A 2605-nucleotide genomic window follows, 5' to 3' on the forward strand; every position below is an offset into this window, starting at 1 on the left:
GAGGCCGCGCCGCCCCCGGAGCGGCGGGCCGCCGACCTCGCCGCGCTCCACCAGCGGGCCCGCGGCCTGGCCGGTCTGCCGGAGTCGCTCGCCCTCGCGCCGTTCGAGCCGGTGCACCATGACGCGGCGTTCCATCTGGACCGGGTGCGCCCCGCGCTGGGGCTGATCGGGCTCGTCCCCGAGACCACGGTGGCCGGTCGGATCGACGCCGTGGCGGGCCCGGACATCCACCTGACCGCGACGGACGGCCGGATCCTGCTGCTGGACACCCGCCAACTGGCGGGCTGGCCACTGACGGCGGCCGCGGCGGACGCCCCGACGACGGCGCCGGTGGCGGTGCGGGAGCGGGAAGCGGAGGCCCCGGAGGGGCTGTTTTGAACGAAGGACTCGGAGAACACCCTGAACACCTGGCACCCTCGCCACCGCTCCCCGGGTGCCGGGCCTTCCTCAGCCCAGCCAGCCGGGCCGGACCAGACCCGACTCATAGGCGAGCACAACGAGTTGGGCACGGTCCCGGACGCCCAGTTTGACCATCGTGCGGCTCACATGGGTCTTGGCGGTGAGCGGGCTGACCACGAGCCGCCGGGCGATCTCCTGGTTCGACAGCCCCATGCCGACCAGGGCCATCACCTCCCGTTCCCGCTCGGTCAACTCCGCCAGCGCCGCCGCGGGCGCGGGTTCCCTGGAACGGGCCGCGAACTCGGCGATGAGGCGGCGGGTCACCCCGGGCGAAAGCAGCGCGTCGCCGCCGACGACCGTGCGCACCGCCCGCAGCAGTTCCTCCGGTTCGGTGTCCTTGACCAGGAAGCCGGAGGCGCCGGAGCGGATCGCCTCGAAGACGTACTCATCGAGTTCGAAGGTGGTCAGCATGACCACCTTCACCTCGCCGAGGGCCGGGTCCTCGGTGATCCGGCGGGTCGCGGCGAGGCCGTCGAGCACCGGCATGCGGATGTCCATGAGGACGACATCGGGGTGCCGCTCCCGCACGAGCGCCAGCGCCTGCTCCCCGTCGGCCGACTCGCCGACCACCTCGATATCCGGCTGCGCGGCCAGCAGGGCGCGGAAGCCCGCGCGGACGAGGATCTGGTCGTCGGCGAGCGCGACACGGATCACGGCGTCTTCCCTGTCCCCCTCATTCATGGTGTCTGGCTCATTCATGGTGTCTGACTCCCGCCCCTGAACGGGATCCGGACCCGGACGCGGAAGCCGCCGTCCGGGCGGCGGCCCGCCGCCACCGTGCCGCCGAGCGCGGCGGCCCGCTCGCGCATGCCGACCAGGCCGTTGCCACCGCCCGTCACCTCACCTCCGGCCGCCGGACCGTCGTCGTCCACCCGCAGCTCCAACTCACCGGGGGCGTAGCGCAACAGGACGTGGGCGTTCCGGGAGCTGGAGTGGCGGACGATATTGGTCAGGGCCTCCTGCACGATACGGAACGCCGCGAGGTCGGCGCCGGGCGGCAGGCCGGTCCGTTCGCCCTCCACCTCCACCCGCACCGCCAGCCCCGCGTCCGCCGCCTGCCCGGTCAGCTCCTCCAGGCGGTCCAGGCCGGGCGCGGGCGAGCGCGGCGCGGCGCCGGACGCGCCGGAGGTCCGCAGCGTGTCGAGGACCTGGCGGACTTCGCCCAGCGCCTCCTTGCTGGCCGCCTTGATGGTGGTCAGCGCGGTGCGGGCCTGTTCGGGGTCCTGGTCGAGGAGGGCGAGGCCGACGCCCGCCTGGACGTTGATGACCGAGATGCTGTGGGCGAGGACGTCATGCAGTTCGCGGGCGATCCGCAGCCGCTCCTCATCCGCCCGGCGCCGCGCCGCCGCCTCCCGTTCGGCCCGTTCGCGCACCCACCGTTCACGCCGTACGCGAACGAGCTCGGACGCGGCGACGATCGCCATCGCCCAGGCGGTGATCCCCAGCTCCTGCTCCCATCCGACGGGCCCGTCACCGTCCGGCGGCAGCCAGCGGTAGAGCCAGTGGCCGATGAGCAGATGGCTGCCCCACAGCAGCCCGAGCGCGCTCCACGCGGCGATCCGCCGCCCGGCGGCGACGGCCGCCACACAGGCGACGACGACGCTGAGGAAGACGGGCCCGTACGGATATCCGGCGGCGATGTAGACCACCGTCACCGCCGCCGTGCCGACCACGACGGTCCCGGGGTGGCGATGGCGCAGGAGCAGCAGCGCGGGCCCGGCGAGCAGCAGCGCACCGGCCCCGGGCCCGAGGCCCACCCGGGCGGGCTGGTCATGCGCGGCGAACCCGGTGCCCATGAGCTGGACGACGGCGATGGCGAGCGAGGAGGGCCAGGGTACGGTCGAGCGCGGTGGGCCGAAGGGCATCTCGCGCCGGCGTCCGCCCGGCCGGTGCCAGGGGCCGGGCTCCCCCGTGAATCCGTGCATACGGCAACGCTAAACCGGCCGGGCGGGCCCGGCGTCCCCCTTGCGCGGTGCCCGCGCGTACTCCCGCCGGAGTACGCCGCACCGGCCGAGCCCGGACCGCCGGGATGCGCCCGGTCTTACGCGTCACCGGCGAGGCCGCGGGGCCGCCGCGCGACGCATCACCGGCGAAGGCTCGGGACCGCCGCGCACCGCACTACCGACGAAGACGCGACGCCGCCGCC

Annotated in this window: 2 protein-coding genes and 1 pseudogene; 1 reads left to right on the top strand and 2 read right to left on the bottom strand. The window is 74.8% G+C overall.

Going from position 1 to position 2605, the window contains the following annotated elements; genetic code table 11:
- A pseudogene (locus KN815_RS48475) lies at positions 1 to 378 on the top strand (DUF2797 domain-containing protein); the annotation flags it as partial.
- A 69-nt stretch (positions 379 to 447) separates the two neighbouring features.
- On the opposite strand, the gene KN815_RS48480 reads toward KN815_RS48475, so the two are convergent.
- The gene (locus tag KN815_RS48480; RefSeq protein WP_216348124.1) at positions 448 to 1113 is read right to left on the bottom strand and encodes a response regulator transcription factor; all 666 of its coding nucleotides are present in this window, start codon (positions 1111 to 1113) and stop codon (positions 448 to 450) included.
- A gap of 41 nt (positions 1114 to 1154) precedes the next feature.
- Positions 1155 to 2384 (bottom strand): sensor histidine kinase, encoded by a 1230-nt coding sequence (locus KN815_RS48485; protein ID WP_216348123.1) that lies wholly within the window; start codon positions 2382 to 2384, stop codon positions 1155 to 1157.
- Positions 2385 to 2605 lie beyond the last annotated feature (221 nt).

Origin of the sequence: Streptomyces niphimycinicus, from assembly GCF_018883605.1 — a bacterium.
GTDB lineage: Bacteria > Actinomycetota > Actinomycetes > Streptomycetales > Streptomycetaceae > Streptomyces > Streptomyces niphimycinicus.

What these genes read in the sequence shown, in the direction of transcription:
- KN815_RS48485 (WP_216348123.1), bottom strand. Translation starts at nt 2,384, where the DNA reads ATGCACGGATTCACGGGGGAGCCCGGCCCCTGGCACCGGCCGGGCGGA.